Genomic DNA, 19,888 nt, shown 5'->3' with positions numbered 1-19,888 from the left:
GATATCAGAACGCCAAAAAATTGCACAAGTATTCATCAATAAAACCCATTGCCGTCTATAACATTTTAATCTAACTATATATCCAAATATAACGTAAAAAAATCACGTTATTGATTGCTACTGCACCGCCTTTTACGAAAAAAGGCAAACGGTTAGCTGTTATGCCCATTCTGATTTCACTGTGCGCTTTTAGGCAAATGCTCCGCATAGCATTCGACCCCGCCTTTTTCCGCCATTGAAGCTCAAGTTATTGAAAATAAATGTCATCAATAGCTACATCAATGAATGAATGCTCAAACAAAAAGCCCTGTTGGGTTTAGCAACAGGGCTTCATTCAAAACTGACTCGCTAAAAAATTACGCTTTTTTAGCGGCGATTGCTGCTTGCACTTGATTGATGGCGGTGCCACCTAATACGTCACGCTTTTCTAAACACGCTTCAATGGTAAGGTTTGGATACACGTCATCGCTGATCACTTTGGCAAATTTTTGCAGCTCTACCACGCTTAACTCTTCAATCGGCTTTTGCTGAGCAATGGCAAATACCACCACCTCGCCAACGACATGGTGCGCTTCACGGAACGGCATGCCTTTAGCGACAAGATAATCAGCTAATTCGGTTGCGTTAGCATAGCCTTGCTGCGCCGCGACCAAAGCTTGTGGACGATTTACTTTTAAACCTGACAAAACGAGTGCCGCCATGTCTAAGCAAATGGCCCAGCTGTCGACCACATCAAACAAGCCTTCTTTGTCTTCTTGCATGTCTTTGTTGTAAGCCAGTGGCAAGGCTTTCATGGTGGTTAAAATACCCATTAAGCTGCCATATACTCGGCCTGTTTTACCACGGATAAGCTCTAACGCATCTGGGTTTTTCTTTTGCGGCATCAGTGATGAGCCAGAAGTGACTTCATCTGCTAGTGAGATAAAATTAGCTTCGCCAGAGTTAAAGAAAATTAAGTCTTCTGCCATACGGCTTAGATGCATCATGCTGATTGACGCCGCGCTACACAATTCAACCACGTGATCACGATCAGACACGCTATCTAAACTGTTTAAGGTTGGGCGAGCAAAGTTTAATGCTGACGCTAATGCATGGCGATCAATGGGGTAAGCTGTACCAGCGAGTGCGCCAGAACCTAGCGGACATGAATCAGCACGGCTTAGAGCATCTTGCAGGCGGCTAATGTCGCGCTCATACATTTCTACATAAGCTAGCGCCCAATGGCCAAAAGTGACTGGCTGTGCACGCTGTAAGTGAGTGTAACCCGGCATCACCGCATCGACTTCACGCTCGGCTAATGCTATCAACTCTGCATGCAAAGTGCCTAGGCGTGCGAGTAATGCAGCACCTTCTTTTTTGCACCACAATTTTAAATCAGTCGCGACCTGGTCGTTACGTGAACGACCCGTGTGGAGTTTTTTACCTAAGTCACCCACTTTAGCAATCAGCTTTTGCTCAACAAAGCTGTGAATGTCTTCTGCGCCGTTACTGATAATGGCTTGTGGATCATTACCCACCTCCACCAGCAATTCATTTAACGCCGCTTTTAAATCAATGCATTCTTGCGCGGTAATAATCCCGACGCTGGCAATGGCGTCTGCCCATGCGATTGAGCCGACAACGTCTTGTTCAAATAAGCGATAATCAACTGGCAATGAGTCATTAAATAACTTAAAAAGTGCACTGGTTTCGCCTTGAAATCTTCCGCCCCATAACGCCATGTCGGTATCCTCTGTGTTGAAAACTGTTTTAAGAACTGGCTGTTCAATAATATAGGTGTTAAGTATTTTCTTTCTTGTGATGACTCTTTAGATTACCCAAAAGTCATTATAAGAAAGGCGCTTTGCAGCGCCTTAAATGGTATTGGCGTAAACCTTATTTAGTGTTTAACGCACGAATACGACTTGCTAAAGAGTACAAACGGATAAAGCCTTCAGCATGCTTCTGGTCATACACGTCATCTTCACCAAAGGTAGCGAAAGATTCTGAGTATAAACTGTTTGGCGAACGCTTTTTAACAGCTGTCGCCTGGCCTTTGTATAGCTTAATCACGACATCTCCGTTAACAGATTCTGCTAATGACTCTGACGCTGCGATAAGTGATTTACATAAAGGCGTAAACCAACGACCGTCGTAAACTAAATGCGACATTTGGCCAGCAATCTGTTCGCGCCAGGTACGGCTGGTTTTGTCTAACACTAATTCTTCAATGGCACGCAGACCAGCAAACATCACGGTGCCGCCTGGTGTTTCGTAACAACCACGAGACTTCATGCCCACTAAACGGTTTTCGGTAATGTCGATACGACCTACACCGTGTTTGCCGGCGATGTCGTTTAACTTCATGAGTGCAGCGTATGGCGATAATGCTTGATCGTTAACATGAGTCACGCGACCATGTTTAACCGCTAACGAGACATATTCTGGTTCATTTGGCGCATCTTCTGGTGCTACTGTTAATGTCCACACGCCTTTTGATGGCTCGTTCCATGGATCTTCTAACTCACCACCTTCGTGCGAAATGTGCCATGCGTTTGCATCACGGCTGTAAATTTTGGTCGCTGATGCGCTGGTTTTGATATCACGTTCAGCAAGGTATGCCAATAAATCTTCACGGCTACGCATTTCCCACTCACGCCAAGGTGCAATCACTTTTAGGTCTGGTGCTAATGCTGCAAAACAACCTTCAAAACGGACTTGGTCGTTACCTTTACCAGTACAACCATGACATACCGCATCGGCGCCCACTTTACGGGCCACTTCGACTTGCGCTTTAGCAATAATTGGACGCGCCATTGACGTTCCTAGCAAGTAGGTACCTTCGTAAATAGCACCCGTTGCGATAGTTGGGTAGATGTAATCGGCAACAAATTCTTCTTTAAGGTCGACGATATGACACTCAGAAGCTCCTGACGCTAAAGCTTTTTCTGTTAAGCCAACAAGCTCTTCTTCGCCTTGGCCTACGTCGGCACAAAATGCGATGATTTCGCAGTCGTCATAGGTTTCTTTTAGCCACGGGATAATAGCTGAGGTGTCTAAACCACCTGAGTACGCCAATACCACTTTTTTAACACCGGTTTTTTTCACTGCATTAGACATGTTTATTTCCTAGAATCGATTTCGTATATGGTCAATGTTAATAACGCCAACGGCATTATTGCCTTAATCTTTTGAATCACTTAAGTAAGGTGACTAAGTTAATAGTGCGACTAACTTAATAAGGTCACTAATACTGCATTTTGTGCATGCATGCGGTTTTCTGCTTGATGTAAAATCAATGAACCTTCACCATCCATCACTTCATCGGTCACTTCCACACCACGGTGTGCAGGTAAGCAATGCATAAAGAATTTAGCGCCAGCTTGAGCCATGAGCTCACTATTTACTTGGTACGGTGCAAAACGGGCTTTAATGTCAGCAAGCGGGGTTTCATCACCCATAGAAATCCAGGTGTCGGTGTAAATAGCATCATGGCCTTCAATGGCATTAATGTCAGCACTTAGGGTTAACTTGCCACCATTTTGCTTTGCTAACGCTTGAGCTTCAGTCACGATAAGTGCATCAGGGAATGCCCCTTCAGGACAAATCACTGTCATGGTCATGCCCAAAATCGCTGCACCATAAATCAACGAATGAGTGACATTATTACCATCACCAACATAAGCCAGTTTTGCTTGGCTTACATCATCAAACTGCTCAGATAATGTTAAAAAGTCAGCTAACGCTTGGCATGGATGATACAGATCAGACAAGGCATTAATGACCGGTACACTGCCATGTTGAGCTAATTGCTCAATGGTGGTGTGCGAGTATGTTCTTGCCACAATGGCGTCGGCCCAGCATGAAATGTTTGTCGCAAAATCAGCGACCGTTTCACGCTGACCTAACGCACCATTTTGTTGGTCTAAGTATAAGCAGTGGCCACCTAATTTATTAATGCCAATATCAAAGCTGACTCGGGTGCGCAGTGATGGTTTTTCAAACAACATCACAACGCTTTTACCATCTAAGGCGCGACGGTACTCAGCTGGGTTATTCTTAATTTTTTTAGCCAGTTCAAGAATGGCTAAAAGCTGAGATTGAGTTAACTCTTTTATCGACAATAGGTGCTGCATATACTTCTACTCCATTAAGGTTGTATTTGAGTCCCGACGGACCCACCTTTGACTAAGGTTTTTAATTGTTCGGCGTCGCGCCATGAAGCCACTTGCACGGGTTTACCCATCCATTGAGCGACTTCTAATGCGGCTTCTACTTTGACTTTCATGCCTTTTTCAATCACCCCTTGGGCAACAAGATGTTCAATTTCGCTTTTGTTTAAACTATGAATTAATTGACCTTTACCGTCTAATACACCCGATACGTCTGACAATAACACTAACGTACCGTTCACTAATTTTGCTAACGCTGTTGCAGCCTGGTCGGCGTTAACGTTTAACATTTCGCCCTGGCTAGAAATGGCAATCGAACTGCAAATAGGCATCCAACCCTGGTTTAAAATAAAGTTTAAGTAGGTGGCATCTTTGGGCTCAACTTCGCCCACCAGCCCTAAACGTTCATCTTTGATTTTAGCGGTAACCACATTGCCATCACCTAAGCTCATGCCTACGCTAACAATGCCAGCTTTTGCAGCTGCGGCTTGTAAAATTTTGTTTGAGGTACCAGCTAGCGCGCCAACAATAATAGGGATTTGATCTGCTGGCGTAACACGTAAACCGTCTAATTTAACGGTTTCTTTGCCGTTAGCGGTTAATTGCTCGTCAACCAAACAACCACCGCCATGAACTAATATGACTTGTTGGCCAGCTGCAAGCATTTCGGCTGTGGCTGTCATTAAACGCGCCATACCCATTTCGCATTGTAGTAATGCGCCACCCACTTTTAGGACTAATACTGATTTTGTAGCCATTATGTTGATTCCTTTACTAATGCGAGTTAATTACACACCGAAATGGATTTTAATGCACTGTAGCCCTTGGCTAGCAGCACCTTTCATTAAATTGTCTATCGCGCTGGCGACCACTAAATAACCGCTGTTAGCATCATATTTCCACCCTAGGTGACAGTTAGGTGTATGCACGACATCATCGACCTTAGGAAACATGTTGTGCTTAACGGTAACAATGGGTGAGCTGTCATAAACGCTATACGCTTTTTCAATATCGGCTTCTGTTGTACCTGGTTTTAGCTGCACCGTAATAGTGGCTAAAATACCGCGTTTAAAGTTGCCTAAATGCGGTGTAAAAATAACTTCTTGGCCCAGATGAGTAGCAATTTCTGGTTGATGACGATGACCTAAGACACCGTATGGCGTTAGGCTGACTTCGCAGAAATTAGTGTGTAATTGCGCTTTACGGCCCGCTCCGGTAACACCACTGACCGCATTAATAACTGGGTACATCTCCGTTAAAAAAGGCTTAAGCGGCTTTAACGCGGTTAATGATGCTGTAGGGTAACAACCCGCTACGGCTATCATTCTGGTGTGCTTGATTTTTTCAGCATTCCACTCAGCTAAACCGTAAACCGCTTCAGCTAGCACGTCTGGATAAGTGTGTTCAAAGCCGTACCACTTAGGGTATTGCGCCACATCTGCAAAACGGTAAGCGCCACTTAAGTCAAATACCGCTAAACCTTTTTTATAAAACCATGCAGCTAACTCTAAGCTCACTGAATGTTCAGTCGCGAGGACCACGCCATCGGCTTGGTCTACAATTTGTTGTTTTGCTTCATCTGTTAGTGGAGAAAGCGTATAAGCCATATGACTGTATGTAGGGTACAAGTCGGCTAATTTACGGCCTTTGTCTAAACTGTTTTCCGACACATATAAGCCTTGAACCGAAAGGTTACTGTCGGCATTAATCAATGAAGTAATTTGTGCGCCTGTGTATCCACTAGCGCCAATAATTGCGATGCTTTTCATAAGTTTGATTTCTTTTGAGTAGTGAGATAAAGAGTCAGCATAGCTTATTTAGACAGGGAGCGTCTAATTTGGGGCTATCGTCGCAGGAAGTTCGCGTTGATTATTGATATAGTGGTTTTAGCAGTATGAAAGCGCATGTTTATTTTCATTTTGATCGTTCTATTTATGGTGTCGGTTAATGCTGTTTGCTAGACTACCACGAAATATTAATTATGCAATATATGTGAATAAGTATTTTACATATAATTTTTTAGGATAACCCATGAGCACACTACCAGATCTTAAAAGTTGTTTTACACAGCTGATTGCAGCGCCGTCAGTCAGTGCACTCGAAGCAGAACATGATATGAGTAACCATGCAGTTATCAACTTGTTGCAAAATTGGTTTAGTGAGCTGGGTTTTGACTGTGAAACCCCCACGGTTGAAGATTCGCGCAATAAGCAAAATTTAATCGCTCGTATTGGCCAAGGAAAAGGCGGATTATTACTTGCTGGTCACACCGATACTGTACCCTTTGATGAAGGCCGTTGGAGCCAAAGTCCATTTGAGATGGTTGAAAAAGACAATCGTTGGTACGGTTTAGGTACTTGCGACATGAAAGGCTTTTTTGCTTTAGTGCTTGAAGCGCTAAAAGACATGCCACTTGATCAATTCAAACGCCCACTGACTATTTTTGCCAGCGCAGATGAAGAAACCACCATGAGTGGTGCTAAAGCTTTTGCCGACTCTAAGGCTGTGGCCCCCGATTATGCAGTAATTGGTGAACCCACCAGCTTAAAGCCTGTCTATATGCATAAGGGGCATTTAGCGCAAGGGATCCGCGTAATTGGTCGTAGTGGCCATTCGTCTGATCCCGCACGTGGTCTAAATGCCATTGAAGTGATGCATAAAGTGATTAGCCAGTTAATGAAGCTAAAGCAGCATTTAAGTGAAAACTATCGTGAAGATGCATTTACGGTACCTTATCCAACCATGAACTTTGGCCATATACATGGTGGCGATGCGGCTAACCGTATTTGCGGTTGTTGTGATTTGCACTTAGATATTCGTCCGTTACCGGGCATGGAATTAGCCGATCTCGAATTAATGGTGTTGAACTACTTAGCAGATATTAGTAAAGAGTATCCTGGCAGTATTAGTGTCAGTACTTTGTACCCGGGCGCAGAATCGTTTGCAGGAAAGGCAGATAATCCGTGGACCAAGTTAGTTGCTGAATTATCAGGAAGTGAAGCCGAAGTGGTTAACTATTCGACTGAAGCACCTTATATCAACAAGCTCGGCTGCCAAACATTAGTACTGGGCCCAGGAAGCATCAATCAAGCTCACCAGCCTGACGAATATATTGGCTTAGAATACTTAACGCCAACGGTCGAGCTGATTAAGAAAATGATTTATCACGCTTGCATTAAATAGCCGTCAAATTTTGGTTAAATGTGAAAGCAAAATGTAATAATTTTACGAAATAAAATTACAAAACACAGTGCCAGCGTATTGACCAATTTTACTACGCTGGGTATTGTGATGTGAGAGATATTGGCAAAATCGTTCTTTTTTCGGGAGTAAGTATGACAGAGCAAACGGCAGATATGTATGCGTCACTTCGATCAAATGTGGGGCATTTAGGCCAGATATTGGGCGAAACAATGCAGAACCATTTAGGCGACGCATTTTTAGAAAAAGTAGAACAAATTCGTATTTTAGCGAAAAAATCTCGCCAGGGTGACGAAGCATCACGCGATCAAATGTTGGCATTATTAACCGCATTACCAGACGAAGAACTGGTGCCTTTTGCAAAAGCCTTCAACCAATTTTTAAACCTAGCCAATATCGCAGAACAATTTCACACTATTAGCCGCAATTGCGACGAATTGGTGTGCGTGCCAGATCCAGTAGAACAACTACTTGGACGCATGCTTGATACCGACTTAGATAAAAAAGATGTGATTGCGTGCTTAAAAAACTTAGACATTGATTTAGTGTTAACGGCGCATCCCACTGAAATTTCTCGACGCACGCTGATTCAAAAATATGCCGCTGTAGTCGATTGCTTAACCGAGCAAGAAAACAACCAGCTGACTGATCGTGAGCGTCAACAAAGCACTCTTCGACTACGTCAGCTTATTGCGCAAATTTGGCATACCAATGAAATCCGTAATGAACGTCCAACTCCGGTTGATGAAGCGCGTTGGGGCCTAAGCACTATCGAAACGTCTTTATGGCAAGCCATTCCTGACTTTTTGCGCCAGCTAAATGATCAAGTAGAGCAAAAAACCGGTCAACAATTACCGATTGATGTTTCTCCTGTGCGCTTTTCAAGCTGGATGGGTGGCGATCGCGACGGTAACCCGTTTGTGACGTCAACAGTGACTCAAGAAGTGCTAGACCGTAACCGCCATGCTGCTGCAAGACTGTACCTAAAAGACATTGTTACTCTGCTTGGCGAATTGTCTATGGAGCAGGCCAATGAAGAGTTAACGGCATTAACAGACAACAGTAAAGAACCGTACCGTGAAGTGCTGCGTAAGCTTCGTTGCCAATTACGCAACACCATTGATTACCTCAATGCCCGCCTTGAAGGTAAGCATCCAGATGCCGACATCAGCGAGTTAATATGGCATAAAGACGACTTACAAAAACCGTTAGAACTGCTTTATAAAAGCTTAAGCGATTGTGGCATGAAGCTAATCGCTAATGGCCTGTTATTAGATATTTTACGTCGCCTAGCCTGTTTTGGTATTCACATGTTGCGCCTAGATATCCGTCAAGATGCATCACGTCACAGCGATGTGATTGCAGAATTGACTCGTTACTTAGGCATGGGTGATTACAACCATTGGGATGAAAACGAGAAACAAGCGTTTTTATTACGCGAGCTAACCGGTAAGCGTCCGTTAATTCCTGCCAACTGGAAACCATCTGACGATGTAGCTGAAGTGGTCAGAACTTGTAACTTAGTCGCCAAACAACCCGCGAATGCATTGGGATCGTATGTTATCTCAATGGCGAGTAAACCTTCTGATGTGCTCACCGTATTGTTGCTATTAAAAGAAGCGGGCTGCACGAATCCAATGCGCGTAGTACCGTTATTTGAAACCTTAGCTGACCTTGAAGGCGCTGCGGCATGTATGACCTCGCTACTGAATATTGATTGGTACCGCGGTTACACCAAAGGCATGCAAGAAGTGATGATTGGCTATTCTGACTCAGCTAAAGATGCCGGCGTAATGGCAGCAGCTTGGGCGCAGTACCGTGCTCAAGAGCAATTAGTTGCTGTGTGTAAAAAAGCCGAAGTGAAATTGATGTTGTTCCATGGTCGCGGAGGCTCAATTGGCCGTGGCGGTGGACCAGCTCATAAAGCGATTTTATCGCAACCACCAGGTTCAGTAGATGGCCGCATCCGCGTCACAGAACAAGGCGAGATGATCCGTTTTAAATTTGGTTTACCAAAATTAGCCGTACAAAGCTTAGCGCTTTATACCTCTGCAGTAATGGAAGCGACATTACTACCACCGCCTGAGCCTAAAAAAGCATGGCGTGATTGTATGCAACGTATTGCTGAAGAATCAGTACAACATTACCGTGGCATTGTACGCGAAGAGCCAGATTTTGTGCCTTACTTCCGCGCAGCAACTCCAGAAGTAGAACTGGGCAAACTGCCATTAGGCAGTCGTCCAGCTAAACGTAAAGTCGACGGTGGTATTGAAAGCTTACGTGCTATTCCATGGATTTTTGCCTGGTCGCAAAACCGTTTAATGTTACCTGCCTGGTTAGGAGCGGGTGAAGCATTACAAGATGCGGCAGATCGTGGTGAACTTGAATTGCTACGTGAAATGGAAGCGCAATGGCCGTTTTTTGAAACGCGTATTTCAATGCTAGAAATGGTGTATACCAAAGCGGAGCCAAATCTCGCCAAATACTATGAGTCGTGCTTAGTAAAACCTGAGCTGCACCATTTAGGTGAAAAACTACGTCAACGCCTACAGTTGGGCATTGATGCAGTATTGTCATTAACTCAAACAACCGAGCTAATGTCGCATACCCCTTGGAATCGCGAATCTGTTAAACTGCGCAACCCGTATATTGACCCACTCAACTTTTTACAAACCGAGCTATTAGCCCGCACACGTAGAGAAGTTGAACCGTCTGCAGATGTTCAGCTAGCGCTTATGCTGACCATTGCCGGCGTTGCAGCAGGAATGAGAAACACTGGATGATAACCTTGGTTAAAACCCTTGGGCTTGGATTGTTATTGTTACTGACTGGCTGTGCCAGTCAGTACAGTATCACCGAGTCTGAAATTGAGCAGTACCTTAATAAAGACATGCATTTTGAGGTGAAACAGGGCAATAAGTTAATTGGTATATCACTTAAGCTAAATGATATGCAGGTTGTGCTAGGCGCTAAGCCAAATACGATGGCAGTAACAGCAGCGACCATGATCACCATTAACAACCCACTGATGCCTATCCATGCAAAATTGAAAACCACGTTTGAGGCCGTACCTTGGTACGACAGTGAAACGAAAAGTATTTATCTGCGCCAGTTAGACTTAGTTAAAGTAGAGTCTGAACCTGCAGATATTGAACGTTACATCAGTCAGGCAACACCACAACTAATGGGATTTTTACGCAATTATCTTGAAAATCAACCGGTGTACACCTTAGACACTCGCGACAGTAATCAAGCGTTAATGGCTAAAATGACCAAAGAAATTGCCGTACAACAGGGCAAACTAGTGGTGAAGTTTTAACGTTATTTCCGTACTAACAGAAAGCACCTTTCGGGGTGCTTTTTTGTGGCGGCTTTTAAACTCTAAAAATTCTGAGCTGGTTCTATCACCAAAATACTATTTTGCTGTGGGTTTTCAGATTGCTCATACAAATCCCACACTAGCTTATAATCCAGTTCTAACTCAGTAACATAAAATCCATCGACCGGATAAGTTTTCACGACTCTAGCCCCCTTAATTAAACCAGAAACCAAAATTTGAGTGTCACTATTGCTCATTGCCCAATCATGAACCGCTGTGTTTGATTTTAACTGCAAACCATAGACCTGTTCAGTGAGCTCACGATAAGCCAAAATTTTTGACGACTCCATCGCCATTAATAGTTGTTCACTACGACGCTCAGCTGGTTGGCGGTCAATTGGAGCATACCCGACAGCTGTCAGCACCGGGTAAACGCTAGGACGATAGTGATTAGAACTGCTTTGAAATAAGCTACAGCCGCCTAGCAGTAGGCAGCCAGCTATGAGTAATATTCTCATGTATAAATCGCTCTATAGACGCGCAAATTAGGAATGACATCACCAACCATCGGCGATGTGATGCTTGAGTTATTGTGTATCGGTATTGTCATCCGTTTCAGACGACAATAATCCCGTATCGGCGACTAAATCTTTGGATGTGTAACCGGTGAAATAATCCATACCTAACTCAAGAGCCGCCGCACCGACTCCGATATAGCCAGAGTACAACATGCCGCCTAACAATTTGGATGCTGGGCTAATCTCTGTATCTGTGGATATTTGGTAGATTTCAGACAAAATAGGGATATGGTTTAATATATTTATCGAATCAAATAAGTCATTGCCATCCAGACCCTCTTCACCAAATGAAAACGAATACACATCATCAAGGGTGCTTGAAGATTCTTCGGTAGCAGCTAGCTCATCATGTGTAATGCCCACTGTTGATTGTAATGGATTACCCGATTGAACCATTGTCGATACAGAAGAAACGGCCGAAGACACTGAACTAGACAAAGCAGTACTGTTAATCATACTCGCTTGTAACGAAGACAATAACTCTTGCTGCATTTGTGAGACTAAATCATCAGATACGGCTAACGACAATAAATTTTCATTTCCTAAACCTGTTTGTTGCAACAGCTGGTCTTGAAGCTTTTCAACAGAAATCACTTCAATATTTGACAAGTTAGTTAAGGATGAATCAATAGCCCCAGAACCCGATGACAGTGAGTTAAGTAATGCGCCAAAAGTACTTTGACCAAGGCCATTTTCTACAATAGCATCTTGTTGATCGGTAATGCCCTTCACAGTACTTGCTGCTGTTTTAGCTGCGGTGACAGCTGTATCTAACGAGTTTATTAAGGACACAATCAATTCCCAATTAAAGCTAATAGTTGTTGATATTTATTGGTTAAATATCCTTCGAAATAAAAGCGGTGTTAATCGCAGCTAATAGATTATCGCCATGTATTTTATAGCTACAATGATGAATCATCACTCTCTGTACAAAATTTAAATAGATAAAATTATTTATATTACGCACAAACAAAATTTAAAAACCCTAGTGTACGGTAAAACTTTTACTTCAAATTTATTTAAAAACACAATTTTAAATACAAATACAATAACAGGAGATTTTTAAAAGACTGAATACTCACATTACTACGAAAAAATTAAGTGTGACTCATGTCTAAACAAATAAAATCCGTATCTAAAAAATATAACGTCAAACTAATTCCTAGTTAGAACATACAGATACAAATACATAATAAATCAATACAAAGTAAATATAAGTAAATGTAAGTAAACACAAGTAAAAGGAGGTAAACATCAAGAAGAAAGCACTTTTCGCATAAAAAATAGCATAAAATTATGGTTAACATAAAATCACCGATAACTTTGCGAATAATAAAATGAATAAACCATTGTCATTCACCTTAGCATTTATAACGTTTATGCCCGCTTGTTCAACAACCGAAGTTACGGAAATAAAAAGCCCCACAAAAGAAAATACTACCATTAGCGTTATTGAAGACAGTGAAGAAATAATTAAGGGCGACCCTCGTTATCGTCCGGTTAGAAATAATAATATTCAACAGGCACCACAAGTCACTGGCTCCATATTTAATCCTAATAATATCTATAGTATTTATCAAAACAATAATCGTTATGAAGTCGGCGACATGATAATGATTAAACTGAATGAAGAAATGACCTCTAAAAAGTCGATAAGCTATCAAAGGGATAACAGCAACGAATTTACTTTGTCGCCATCGATTACCGCAGGTAGCATTAATATTAATAGCGATAACCTTGATGCTGACTACAGCCAAGAAAAAAGCTTTGATAGTTCAGCAGAAAGTAATCAAAATAACTACTTATCAGGCACAATTACGGTCTCAGTAAGAGAAAAACTCCCCAATGGCAATTTGATTGTTGCAGGTGAAAAATGGCTTAAGCTTAATAAAGGTGATGAATATGTCAGATTTTCTGGTGAAATAAGAGTCACTGACGTTGCTTCCGACCACTCTATTGACTCAAACATGGTTGGCAATGCTATCATTGAGGTCAGTGCGAAAGGCGACCAGCAAGACAACCAAGACCCTTCACTTATCAGTAAATTACTTAATATTTTCGGTTAACTAATGATCAAGCTGTTGTTTGTTTTCGGGTTATTATTTATGCCATTTATGGCACAAGCTCAATGGTATGTTGGCCAGGCATCAATGGCCATAAATGACAATGATTACAATGAAGTACGTAAAAAAGTCATTAAACAAGCAATTGAAAATGCTTCATTGCAGGCTAATAGCTTTGTCAAAATAGAATCCACGGTTACCGATGGGATTTTAAGCCAAAGCTCAAGCAGTATTCAGTCTGAGCATCAAATCAGTGAGATAAAAATCCTTAATGAATCACTTAAAAACGACATCTTAACCATTAATGTCAAAGTGAATCTAAAATCGAGCCTAAATTGCACAAGAGATCGCTACCTTAAGCAACTTATTGTTGCTCAATTTCCACTATTAACCCCAGCTCAAGCGACTACAGGGGATGTATTTAGCCTGCCTTTTCATGTGGTTTCTCGCTTTACAAACGAGTTAACTAACCAACCTAACGTATTTGTCGAAGCACTGATCCCAGAAATGGTCTTTAAACCCGAAATAGACATGGATACGGTTGATTTAAAAGCGGTAAAAAGCATTTCTCACTCACTTAACAGCCAATATCAAAGTCAGTATTTGGTCTTTGGTTATATACGTGACGTTGGCCTATTTAATGAAACTAAATCAGGGCTACTAAGTAAAACCACGACACCGAAGCGCAACTTTACGATAAAAGTGTTTATGTACGACCGGATCAGTGACAGTATTTTAGTTGAAAACGAGTACCACGGTGAGGGCGACTGGAGCTTTGACTCTTTTAGTCGAGTTGATTTAGCCAATAGCTTATTTTGGCGCAGTGATTATGGCAAAACCATTATTGATACATTGTTTAACGCAGCAAAAGATATTAACGAAACGTTAAGCTGTGAAGCCACAAAGGCAACAGTAATCAATAAAGACGATCAATATATTACGATTAATATTGGCACCCTACATGGAGTGAATAGAGGTGATTTATTTCAATATATCAAACTAAACAGTATTGCATTAAACCACACAGTGCTCTCTACTTTGATGCCGCCAACCGAACCCACTATCCTAAAAGTAATTCAAGTCAGTAACAAGATAAGCTTGCTACAAGTGCCTTTTGATGCTGATCCTAATGGCATGAAACAGCATCAAATCGATCTCTATGATGTAGTGACAACCGTACCGCAAGAGCAGTAACCAATTAACATATTCATAACCGTGAGCAATGGAATGCTCACACGGTATTTATCTCAAGTATCAGAAAACTGAGCATTTCCTAATCAATCAGAACCACGTACAATAACCTGGCAATATTGGAATGCTTAGTAATCATGGGATAAATGATGCCGTTAGTGGATGACGTAGCCAAATTAAAAGCGCAGTTAGCAGAGCTGGTCTCGCAACAAGATGCACAACGGGCCGATGTAAATCAGCAATTAGCTAAATTCAGCCAGCAACTTGATGCTTTGGCTGTGCAAGTACAAGCGCAAAATAGCGATGATCAACAAAATAGCTTGGCTAGCGAAAATTTGCCTATTTCAATACATGAGAACCAAGCAAGTAATACGAGCGATAGTCTCGTTACGGATATAACTCAATACTCTTCTTCCGCTTGGGAACATCAGCCGTTAGACACTAATCATTCAGTATCAACGTCATCCATAACAGCACAAAAAACATCAATAGCCACAAAGTCACCAGCACGACAAAGTGCGCTAAGTGCTATGGTCTCTCAATTAGCTGAAGCCATTGGAGAGTTTAGCGCATCAGCACTTGCACCATTATCTGGGTTAACCGAACAAGCAAAAAGCTTTTATCAACATTACCAAGCTAAAGGTTTAGGTCCTGTATTTTTGATGACCGTTGCCGGCATCATTACGCTGACTCTTGGGTTTGGTTACTTATTACAGTTTTCAATTAACAACTGGTTTTCAGAGCTGGGGAAAGCGTTATTAGGTTTAGGTGTCGCAAATAGTATTATTATCGGCGGTATATTTATTCGACAAAAAAGGCCGGGCATGCAAGATTTTGGCTCCGGTCTGGTCGGCCTTGGGCTTATTCTTAACTACTTGTGTTTGTATTTCTTAGGGCCCTATTTTAACCTTATCCCCGATGTTGCCTGCTTTGGTCTCCTCTTACTCAACACCGTTTTTGGTTATGGTTTATCATTTAAACTCGACACTAAAGTGGTGGCCATTATCGCTTTAATAGGTGGTTCTTTAGCGCCACTGATGTTACTTGATGGTGGTCAAACACCATTACTGTACCTACCTTATTTGATGCTTATCGGCATCTGCTCGATGGTTCAAAGCCACAAATTAGCATGGCCGATACTCATCGAAATCACTGCATTACTGCATATAGCTTGTATACAAATACTCGGCTTATTCATTCAATTACCGTTTGCGGCCATTGATTGGCAAACCGGTTTAGCATTATTGATGGTCAATGGACTATTTTATCTCTACAGCATTGCCAGCTTATTATTTATCATCAAATCGACGTTAACACCAAGGTTGCTAGCAGTGCCTATCGCACTCATGGTTTTTACTCTCTACACCCTAACCCAGTGGAGTGTGTTTGCTGGAGAGCTATTTGCGCTTAATGCATTGCTGTGCGGGTTGTTATATTTGCTAATTAAACGCGATAAAGATATTAGCGCCCTGGCTTTAGCTTTTGCCGGCAGCTTTGCGGGATTTGCCGCACTGTTTTTACTCAGCGTAGAGTTGATGGGACTAGTGCTGTTACTAGAGGGATTATTGTTTCTGTGGATTGGCTGTAAACAACTGTTTAGCCCTATTAGAGCAGAAGCTTATGTCTTACTGGTACTTGGCATCATCAGCAGTTTTGCGAACGTATTTGAAGTACTCAACCTGCCGCACTATGACAACGATAGCTTATTGGGGTATCAAGGGTTATTAAGCTTATCAATGGCACTAACCTGTGCAATGACTTTTGCCGCACAGAAGCTTCTTAGCCGCTATCAAGCTGATTTAATGGCATTTGAACACCTAGCAGTACGGTTTATCCGTGAGTTACTGGGAGTGCTATATACGGTTACATTATTACTCATTAGCTTCTTTATTACTGAGCAATATTGGCTTAATACATTGCCATTAATCAGCTTATTATTACTGTACATGAGTGCTAAACACACTCTCCGCGTTAGCGAAATGCTAGCCTGGTTAGTGCAACTACCGCTATTAGGATTAGTGATTATTGGCATGGTAGATGCCAATAGTCTGAGTTTTGCAGACCAAGCGATGAATGCAAAACTTGCTCGTATTGAGCTCTTTATTGGACTATTACTCGCGTATTATTGGTACAAAAAATATTATGCCGATGCCAAATTAATCCGCTTTGCTTACTACGTTCAGTTGGCATGTTATTTAGCTTTACCGTTACTGCTATTGCCTAAAATCGTGCGTAGTTACCCAGACTATATTGCTATAGCATTATGGGTAAGCAGTCTCATGAGCTTAGGATTGGCATACGTCGTTAATCACAAAAGTCTTCGCTATGAGTCGCAAATACTCACGGTATTAGCAACCATGATCACTGCAACAATGTGCCTAGCTGAACTGTGGCAAGGGCTACTCGCATTAGTGATTGGTTTATCATTTATTGGATTTATCAGCTGGCGTTATACTCTGCTCCCTAAGAAGTGGCAGCAAATGACCACGCTTCAATGGCATATTGCGCCATATTATATTGCCTTAGTAATAGCTGTACTGAGTCAAACTGTTACCAATCTACTCTATCCATCATGGGCAATCACAGCGCTAATTATTTGCGGCTATTTCAGTGTCATTACCGAGAGAAACACTCGTATAGGTCAACATCTAAAGTCGGCCTTAGCACCTAGTTATAGCCTGGCATACGCGGCCATCTTTATCTGTGCCATTTTACCTATTGCGCTTCACAGCGAAACACAGCTGACGTTAAATATTAATAACTTACTGATTAATTTAGCAGAGCTTGGAGTGCTAGCTTTATTAGCTCGATATTTACTAACAGCGAGATTAGGTATTAGAGCGCACAGAAAAATAGTCACTCATACAGCACTAAAATGGGCTTGGCATACTTTATTAGTAATAAGTTATTTATTCTGGAGCTACCAATTCGACACCAGCGTAGCTGCGCCAATGAGTGCTGTGCTATTAGTCGTACATGCCAGTGCAGTGATGTTTATCAGCTTACGACCTCAACAAGCAAGCCTAGTCAGGCTCGCGGCATTACTATTTGCTTTTGCTTGTATCAAAGTGATTTTTGTCGATATGGCGTCATTTGAGTTAATTCAAAAAATCATCGCATTTATTCTGATTGGGGTGATTTTGTTGACAGTGGCTTACTTTTATCAAAAAGCGAAAAACAATCAATTGCCTGAAGACCTTACAGCCTAGTCATTAAATCTAGCTTGCTTATCACAGTGATAAGCAAGCTAGAATAAACTTACTTGGCGAATCGAGGTATTGACGGATAATCAACAATTACAGCTTCTTCAAGTAATGCACGACGAAGCATATCGTAAGCTATTGCCGTACTCATACTTCTTACAAGCTGGCGTGATCGTTTTGGTAACTTGACCATTTGGCTGTATACCCCGTGTTTAGTTGCTAATGCGATGGCAACGGTTCCAACAGGTTTGTCATCAGATCCTCCCTCAGGACCCGCTATACCGCTAGTGGCTAATGCAAAATCACTGTCTAAAATGCCCCGTACACCTTGCGCCATCGCCTCTACAGTCTGAATAGAAACAGCACCATGATCGTCAAGTATCTGTGGATTAACGCCCAGCACCTTCACTTTAGACTCATTACTGTAAGTCACTAAGCCATGATGCAAGTATGATGAACTTCCCGCAAAGTCGATCAATTGACTGGTGATCATGCCACCAGTACAAGATTCTGCCACACTAAGGCTAAAACCGGACTGGTATAATCGATGATGGATCTCTGCTGCTAATGTTGGGCGATTTTCAGCAACGACTGCACACCCTAATAAAGCTTTAACCTGCTTTGTTACATCAGATAACTGACGAATAGCGTTATCACCACGCGCAAATATCTTGATTTCAATGTGTGGCATTGAAGAACGATAACCTAATTCAATTCCAGCAGGTAAAGAAATTTCAGAAAGAGTATCCGCTAAAGATGACTCACCATGGCCAATAGTGAGTAACTTTTCTAATGCTGACTTTTCTTGAACACCAAACTCTTCAGTAATAAATGGAATAAACTGTTCGGTGATCATGTGCTTTAATTCAAAAGGTACACCTGGTGTAAAGAATAACCATGCATTATTCAATTTTACTCTAAAGCCACATGCTGTGCCGACAGGATTATCGACCATCACAGCAGAAGCCGGTAACCAAGCTTGCTTTAAGTTGCTCTTAGCCATTACCCGATTATTACGGGTAAACCAATCTTCTAAATGCTCACGCCATTGCACATTCTCGACAAGCTCTTCACCTTTAGCTTTCGCCATGGCTAGCGCAGACATATCATCACTAGTCGGCCCCAAGCCACCATTAACAATAATGACATCTGCATGCTTACTGCGCTCTTGGAATGCAGCGACGAGGTCATCCATCCGATCACCTACCGTCACACGATGTTGCATCTCAATGCCTAACTCCATCAAGGTATTCGCAACCCAAGCTGCATTGGTATCCACTATCTGACCAGATAGTACTTCTTCACCTGTGCAAATCATTTCTAACTTCATCGTTATTCCTTATCCCATGCAATTGGCACTTAAGTTAGGGGAGCAATATGCTATTGGCAAGAAAATAGATCGAAATAATAGGAAATTTGCTAATAAGTAGCTGAATGAATTACAACAACTCAACAGTAATATCTCAAAACGGCTAAATTGGATCGTTTTGTTAATGACCTATATGCGAGTTATAAGCGATAAATGTGTATTTTGAATCAACCAACTAAAAGCTGGATAAACCCTGAAATGGAAAAAGTGAAGCGATTGATTGCGAATAAAACATATATGTAATTAGCTACGGTGAGCAAAGCGGCTATCAAATGAGTATTTAAAACATACAACAAAATCAAATCGTACATTTGACATGAAACGCACATTTTATTTCTTGAGAGCCAATAACATAGGATAAACAATCATCATGACAGCAACATTGCTGACAGAACATCATGAAGCGCTGATTATTGTTGTCTTGACAGGGAAATAGCATAAATTTCAGATACAAAAAAGCTTCGTCGTTAGATGAGGCTTCGATGTCATTAGCGGAGCTGATACTGATTGTGATAAAAATGAACCCCGACATCAGTTTAACAAGCGGCCTGTCGCTTATAGAAACTCTACCACCCGAATAAATAGGGTGAGAACCAATCAATCTCGGGAATATCAGCCTCTTGAACATTGCGGCCAAGCACCAGCAGAGCTAACGTTCCAACTTCAGTAATCGCTTTAAATTTTAGATACAAAAAAGCCTCGTCGTTAGACGAGGCTTCGATGTAATTGGCGGAGCGGACGGGACTCGAACCCGCGACCCCCGGCGTGACAGGCCGGTATTCTAACCAACTGAACTACCGCTCCTTTAGCAAG

14 protein-coding genes and 1 tRNA gene are annotated in these 19,888 nt (G+C 42.0%); 6 read left to right on the top strand and 9 right to left on the bottom strand.

Features of this window, described 5'->3' with window-relative positions:
• Positions 1 to 356: 356 nt before the first annotated feature.
• The 5 genes from argH to argC all read right to left on the bottom strand — a co-directional run bounded on the left by argH (position 357) and on the right by argC (position 5,920).
• On the bottom strand, positions 357 to 1,721 hold the full coding sequence (gene argH, locus ACROAE_RS16320; RefSeq protein ID WP_432403657.1) for an argininosuccinate lyase: 1,365 nt from the start codon (positions 1,719 to 1,721) through the stop codon (positions 357 to 359).
• Positions 1,722 to 1,875: 154 nt separating this feature from the next.
• On the bottom strand, positions 1,876 to 3,099 hold the full coding sequence (locus ACROAE_RS16315; protein WP_432403655.1) for an argininosuccinate synthase: 1,224 nt from the start codon (positions 3,097 to 3,099) through the stop codon (positions 1,876 to 1,878).
• Positions 3,100 to 3,209: 110 nt separating this feature from the next.
• Positions 3,210 to 4,115 carry an ornithine carbamoyltransferase gene (locus ACROAE_RS16310; protein WP_432403653.1) on the bottom strand — a complete coding sequence of 302 codons (906 nt, stop codon included), beginning with the start codon at positions 4,113 to 4,115 and terminating at the stop codon, positions 3,210 to 3,212.
• A gap of 14 nt (positions 4,116 to 4,129) precedes the next feature.
• The gene (gene argB, locus ACROAE_RS16305) at positions 4,130 to 4,909 is read right to left on the bottom strand and encodes an acetylglutamate kinase (protein WP_432403651.1); all 780 of its coding nucleotides are present in this window, start codon (positions 4,907 to 4,909) and stop codon (positions 4,130 to 4,132) included.
• A gap of 30 nt (positions 4,910 to 4,939) precedes the next feature.
• On the bottom strand, positions 4,940 to 5,920 hold the full coding sequence (gene argC, locus ACROAE_RS16300) for an N-acetyl-gamma-glutamyl-phosphate reductase (RefSeq protein WP_432403647.1): 981 nt from the start codon (positions 5,918 to 5,920) through the stop codon (positions 4,940 to 4,942).
• A 262-nt stretch (positions 5,921 to 6,182) separates the two neighbouring features.
• On the opposite strand from argC, the gene argE reads away from it, so the two are divergent.
• The 3 genes from argE (at position 6,183) to ACROAE_RS16285 (ending at position 10,671) form a co-directional block, all read left to right on the top strand.
• Positions 6,183 to 7,334 (top strand): acetylornithine deacetylase, encoded by a 1,152-nt coding sequence (argE, locus tag ACROAE_RS16295; protein WP_432403645.1) that lies wholly within the window; start codon positions 6,183 to 6,185, stop codon positions 7,332 to 7,334.
• Positions 7,335 to 7,486: 152 nt separating this feature from the next.
• On the top strand, positions 7,487 to 10,135 hold the full coding sequence (ppc, locus tag ACROAE_RS16290; RefSeq protein ID WP_432403643.1) for a phosphoenolpyruvate carboxylase: 2,649 nt from the start codon (positions 7,487 to 7,489) through the stop codon (positions 10,133 to 10,135).
• Positions 10,132 to 10,671 carry a DUF1439 domain-containing protein gene (locus tag ACROAE_RS16285; RefSeq protein ID WP_432403641.1) on the top strand — a complete coding sequence of 180 codons (540 nt, stop codon included), beginning with the start codon at positions 10,132 to 10,134 and terminating at the stop codon, positions 10,669 to 10,671. Before ppc ends, ACROAE_RS16285 begins: the two co-directional genes overlap by 4 nt.
• 62 nt (positions 10,672 to 10,733) lie before the next feature.
• Here the strand turns inward: ACROAE_RS16285 and ACROAE_RS16280 are convergent, their stop codons facing one another.
• Together ACROAE_RS16280 and ACROAE_RS16275 are read right to left on the bottom strand one after the other, a co-directional pair.
• Entirely contained in the window at positions 10,734 to 11,189 is a 456-nt protein-coding gene (locus ACROAE_RS16280; protein WP_432403639.1) for an LPP20 family lipoprotein, read from the bottom strand.
• A gap of 69 nt (positions 11,190 to 11,258) precedes the next feature.
• On the bottom strand, positions 11,259 to 12,041 hold the full coding sequence (locus tag ACROAE_RS16275) for a hypothetical protein (RefSeq protein WP_432403637.1): 783 nt from the start codon (positions 12,039 to 12,041) through the stop codon (positions 11,259 to 11,261).
• A gap of 545 nt (positions 12,042 to 12,586) precedes the next feature.
• Between ACROAE_RS16275 and ACROAE_RS16270 the strand changes: the two genes are divergently transcribed.
• The 3 genes from ACROAE_RS16270 (at position 12,587) to ACROAE_RS16260 (ending at position 17,712) form a co-directional block, all read left to right on the top strand.
• Complete coding sequence (locus ACROAE_RS16270; protein WP_432403635.1) at positions 12,587 to 13,315, top strand: flagellar basal body L-ring protein FlgH; 729 nt, start codon at positions 12,587 to 12,589, stop codon at positions 13,313 to 13,315.
• Positions 13,316 to 13,318: 3 nt separating this feature from the next.
• Positions 13,319 to 14,506, top strand: coding sequence for a flagellar assembly protein T N-terminal domain-containing protein (locus ACROAE_RS16265; protein ID WP_432403632.1), 1,188 nt, complete (start codon positions 13,319 to 13,321; stop codon positions 14,504 to 14,506).
• Positions 14,507 to 14,652: 146 nt separating this feature from the next.
• The gene (locus ACROAE_RS16260) at positions 14,653 to 17,712 is read left to right on the top strand and encodes a DUF2339 domain-containing protein (RefSeq protein WP_432403784.1); all 3,060 of its coding nucleotides are present in this window, start codon (positions 14,653 to 14,655) and stop codon (positions 17,710 to 17,712) included.
• Positions 17,713 to 17,761: 49 nt separating this feature from the next.
• Here the strand turns inward: ACROAE_RS16260 and ACROAE_RS16255 are convergent, their stop codons facing one another.
• Both ACROAE_RS16255 and ACROAE_RS16250 read right to left on the bottom strand, forming a co-directional pair.
• A complete protein-coding gene (locus tag ACROAE_RS16255; protein ID WP_432403630.1) occupies positions 17,762 to 19,036 on the bottom strand; it encodes a CinA family nicotinamide mononucleotide deamidase-related protein in 1,275 nt (424 codons plus the stop codon).
• Between the two features lie 766 nt (positions 19,037 to 19,802).
• Positions 19,803 to 19,879, bottom strand: a tRNA-Asp gene (locus ACROAE_RS16250).
• Between the last annotated feature and the right edge of the window lie 9 nt (positions 19,880 to 19,888).

Source organism: Shewanella sp. MF05960 (assembly GCF_050849305.1).
Lineage (GTDB): Bacteria > Pseudomonadota > Gammaproteobacteria > Enterobacterales > Shewanellaceae > Shewanella.
This window is presented reverse-complemented; position numbering and strand designations above follow the sequence as displayed.